This is a genomic window from Mycobacterium sp. (assembly GCF_040509115.1).
Lineage (GTDB): Bacteria > Actinomycetota > Actinomycetes > Mycobacteriales > Mycobacteriaceae > Mycobacterium.
In genome coordinates this window covers 1-4249 of sequence record NZ_JBEVLO010000526.1, presented here as the reverse complement: position 1 = coordinate 4249, position 4249 = coordinate 1, and the positions used below count along the sequence as shown (strand labels likewise).

6 protein-coding genes are annotated in these 4249 nt (G+C 67.0%); 5 read left to right on the top strand and 1 reads right to left on the bottom strand.

What is annotated here, in order from left to right:
* Window positions 1–182, top strand: a 182-nt coding sequence (locus tag ABW137_RS35545) for an acyl-CoA dehydrogenase family protein (RefSeq protein ID WP_526407607.1), incomplete at its 5' end; no start/stop codon positions are given.
* Between the two features lie 56 nt (window positions 183–238).
* Here ABW137_RS35545 and mntR read toward each other — a convergent pair.
* Window positions 239–955, bottom strand: a complete 717-nt coding sequence (mntR, locus tag ABW137_RS35540; RefSeq protein WP_526407605.1) for a manganese-binding transcriptional regulator MntR — start codon at window positions 953–955, stop codon at window positions 239–241.
* A gap of 80 nt (window positions 956–1035) precedes the next feature.
* Between mntR and ABW137_RS35535 the strand changes: the two genes are divergently transcribed.
* From ABW137_RS35535 to ABW137_RS35520, 4 genes are all read left to right on the top strand, one after another.
* Entirely contained in the window at window positions 1036–2019 is a 984-nt protein-coding gene (locus ABW137_RS35535; RefSeq protein WP_526407603.1) for a bifunctional riboflavin kinase/FAD synthetase, read from the top strand.
* A 128-nt stretch (window positions 2020–2147) separates the two neighbouring features.
* The gene (rpsO, locus tag ABW137_RS35530; protein WP_526407601.1) at window positions 2148–2417 is read left to right on the top strand and encodes a 30S ribosomal protein S15; all 270 of its coding nucleotides are present in this window, start codon (window positions 2148–2150) and stop codon (window positions 2415–2417) included.
* Window positions 2418–2478: 61 nt separating this feature from the next.
* Window positions 2479–2925 (top strand): LppU family putative lipoprotein, encoded by a 447-nt coding sequence (gene lppU, locus ABW137_RS35525; protein WP_526407609.1) that lies wholly within the window; start codon window positions 2479–2481, stop codon window positions 2923–2925.
* Between the two features lie 316 nt (window positions 2926–3241).
* A partial coding sequence (locus ABW137_RS35520; RefSeq protein WP_526407599.1) for a polyribonucleotide nucleotidyltransferase occupies window positions 3242–4249 on the top strand: 1008 nt, incomplete at its 3' end.

Below are 4249 nucleotides of genomic sequence, written 5' to 3'. Positions count from 1 at the left end.
GGTACTCATCGGAGGCGGCGACCGAGGTCGCGATGGACGCGGTCCAGCTGTTCGGCGGCAACGGCTACATGACCGAGTACCGCGTGGAACAGCTGGCCCGCGACGCCAAGTCGCTGATGATTTACGCGGGCAGCAACGAAGTCCAGATCACCAACGTCGCCAAGGGCCTACTGGATCCGTGATCGTCGAGACCCGCGGCTGCTGGGCCCGTAAGGACACCAAGGGGCAGTCCGGGGGGTCACACCACCCAGATGGCCTCTGCCGCAGGGCTTCCCAGATCCACCGTGGGGTGGGGTTCGCGTGAACTCCCGGAGTCCCGTGACCCCGGCGAATCTTCCACCGCCACCGAGATGATGCCTGCGAAGTCGCGCCGGGCCACCACCCGTAGCCGCGAGTCCAGGCTGATGCCGACGCCGTCGAAGTAACGAAGCATCTCGGGGTCGGCGTCGGAGATGCGTGCCACCGTGCCGACGTCGCCGTCCCGGCACGCCGACAGTTGGCGCGCCGGCGGGGTCGGCACCCGACCGTCGGGAGCCGGGATCGGGTCGCCGTGCGGATCCCGAGTCGGATAACCCAACTTCGCGTCGATGCGGTCGAGCATGCGGTCGGACACCGCGTGCTCGAGCACCTCTGCCTCGTCGTGCACCTCGTCCCAGCCGTAGCCGAGTTCGCGCACCAGGAACGTCTCCATCAGACGGTGTCGTCGCACCATCGCAAGCGCAGCGGTGCGCCCGGCGTCGGTCAGGGACACGCCGCCGTACTTCTCGTGATCGACGAGGCCTTGATCGGCCAGCTTGCGGATCGACTCCGACGCCGTGCTCGCCGAGACGCCGATGCGTTCGGCCAGCATCTTGGTGCTGACCTTGTCCACCGACCACTCCTGCGCGGTCCAGATGACCTTGAGATAGTCCTGCGCCACCGCCGACAGATCCCGAGTGTTGTCGTCGGAGCTCATAACGGGGAAGTTTAGGCATTCGCCGGCGCAACGGGGATCTAGCGGCGCCCGCCGCCGCCGCGCGTCGTAGGCTTGCCGTCGTGCAGCGCTGGCGGGGCCAAGACGAAATCCCCACGGACTGGGGCAGATGTGTGGTCACCATCGGTGTGTTCGACGGTGTGCACCGTGGACACGCCGAGCTGATCAACGACGCCGTGAAGGCGGGCCGGTCCCGTGGCGTGCCGACGGTGCTGATGACGTTCGATCCCCATCCGATGGAAGTGGTCTTTCCCGGCAGTCATCCCGCCCAGCTGACGACCCTGACCCGACGCGCCGAACTCGTCGAGGAGATGGGGGTCGACGTCTTCCTGGTCATGCCGTTCACCTCGGACTTCATGAAGCTGACCCCCGAGCGCTACATCCACGAGTTGCTGGTCGAACGCCTTCACGTCGTCGAGGTGGTGGTTGGGGACAACTTCACCTTCGGCAAGAAGGCGGGCGGCAACGTCGCCATGCTCCGCAAGGCCGGGGAACGCTTCGGCTTCGCGGTCGAGAGCCTCACCTTGCTTTCCGAGGTGCCCGACACCGCCCGCGACGAGACCGTCACCTTCTCCTCCACCTACATCCGGTCGTGCGTCGATGCGGGTGACGTGGTGGCCGCTGCCGAGGCGCTTGGTCGCCCGCATCGCGTCGAGGGCGTGGTGGTGCGCGGCGACGGTCGCGGCAAGGGTCTGGGGTTTCCGACCGCCAACGTCGCGCCCCCGATGTACTCCGCGATCCCCGCGGACGGCGTGTACGCCGCCTGGTTCACGGTGCTCGGCCATGGCCCGGTGATGGGCACCGTCATCCCCGGTGAGCGCTATCAGGCCGCGGTCTCCGTCGGCACCAACCCGACGTTCTCGGGGCGCACCCGCACCGTCGAGGCGTTCGTCCTGGACACCCAGGCCGACCTGTACGGTCAGCACGTCGCCGTCGACTTCGTCGCCCGCATTCGTGGCCAGGAGAAGTTCGGGTCGGTCGACGACCTCGTCGTCGCGATGGAGCGAGACACCACCCGGGCGCGGAGCATCCTGTCCGCCCAGTAGTGCCCCGGTTCGCGATTCGTTCCGCACCACGACGCGCTGCTAGACTCTCCGGCGACCAAGCGCGCGCTGCAGTTCGCGGCGGCCGCGCCTCACGTTGTTCATCGCGAACCTATGGATGGAGTCGTTTCGTGGCGCTTACCGCCGAACAGAAAAAAGAGATCCTCGGCCAGTACGGCCTCCACGGCACCGATACCGGGTCGCCAGAAGCGCAGATCGCGATGCTGACCAGGCGCATCTCCGACCTGACCGAGCACCTGAAGAAGCACAAGCACGACCACCACTCGCGCCGCGGTCTGCTGCTCCTGGTCGGTCGTCGCAAGCGGCTGCTCAAGTACATCGAGCAGGTCGACGTCGAGCGCTACCGCACGCTGATCGGCCGGCTCGGCCTGCGTCGCTGACCCAGGAGTGAGACTCGGCGCCGCGGGCGCCATCGCGGCACCCGCGCTTCTCGGCCTCTTGATGTCGGCGGCCGGATGTTCCTCGGCCGCGGCCGCGGACCTGCAGGTGGGTGATTGCCTGAGGGTCGGCGGCCCGCCGGACCGGCCCGAGACCACCAAGGTCGAGTGCGGTAGCCCGGAGTCCAACTTCAAGGTCGTCGGCACCGTGGCGAACACCGACGACTGCTTCACCGACGTCGACTCGTATTACTCGATGCGCAGCTCGTTCAGCGGATCGGGCGCGACCATCTGCATGGACATCGATTGGGTCGTCGGCGATTGCATGAGCATCGACCCCGACAACGATCGTGATCCGGTCCGCGTCGACTGCAGCGACGGGTCGCAGCCGAACCGCCAACGCGCCACGCAGATCATGCAGGACGTCGCCAATGTCGACCAGTGCGCCACCGGCCTGGGCTACGCCTACGACGAGCGGCAGTTCACCGTGTGCGTCGAGGACGTGTCCTAGCTGCCTCTTTCCGTCGCGAGGCCCGAGGGGCGTCGGTCGGATGGGGAATTGCCGCGGTGTAACATGAACGTGTTTTGAGCCTGATCGGCTCGAACATCCGGTGCGGTTCGCGCATATCCGCGTGCACCGTTCCAGTGCGTCACCTCAGAACCCGTCACACATGGGCGGTCTTCGGTAGTGGCTGCCGGACCCCCGCCGAGGGGTCGATCCGGCCGCTTCGATCGACGGCCGTCGGGATTTCCGGGTTCTCGCGCGTGACGTGCGAAAAGGGGTGCGAATGAGCACCAAACGAGAACCAAAGAGGGCTGACGCACGTATGTCTGCAACTGAAATAGAAGACGGCGTATTCGAATCGACCGCCGTCATCGACAATGGGAGCTTCGGTTCCCGCACCATCCGCTTCGAAACCGGCCGGTTGGCCAAGCAGGCCGCCGGCGCCGTCGTCGCATACCTCGACGACGAGACCATGCTCCTGTCGGCCACCACGGCCAGCAAGACGCCGAAGGACCACTTCGACTTCTTCCCCCTGACGATCGACGTCGAGGAGCGGATGTACGCCGCGGGACGCATCCCCGGCTCGTTCTTCCGCCGCGAGGGCCGTCCCTCCACGGACGCCATCCTGACCTGCCGTCTGATCGACCGCCCGCTGCGCCCGACCTTCATCTCCGGACTGCGCAACGAGATCCAGGTCGTCGTCACGATCCTGAGCTTGGATCCCAAGGACCTGTACGACGTGCTGGCGATCAACGCCGCGTCCGCGTCGACCCAGATCTCCGGCATTCCGTTCTCCGGTCCCGTCGGCGGCGTGCGCGTCGCGCTCATCTCCACTCCCGAGAACAAGGCGGGCCAGTGGGTCGCGTTCCCGACCGTCGAGCAGCTCGAGACCGCCGTGTTCGACATGGTCGTCGCCGGTCGCAAGACCGGCTCGGGGGATTCGGCTGACGTGGCGATCATGATGGTCGAGGCCGAGGCCACCGACAAGGTCATCGATCTGATCGCCGGCGGCGCGGGTGCTCCGACGGAGAGCGTCGTGGCCGAGGGCCTCGAAGCCGCCAAGCCGTTCATCGCCGCGCTGTGCGACGCGCAGCAGGAGCTGCACGACGCCGCGGGCAAGGAGACCGCCGAATACCCGGTGTTCCCCGACTACCAGGACGACGTGTTCTACGCCGTGTCCTCGGTGGCCACCGACGAGCTGGCCAAGGCACTGACGATCGCGGGCAAGGAAGAGCGCGACGAGCGCACCAACGAGATCAAGGTCGAGGTGCTCGAGCGCCTCGGCGAGACCTACGCGGGTCGTGAGAAGGAGATCGGCGCGGCGTATCGC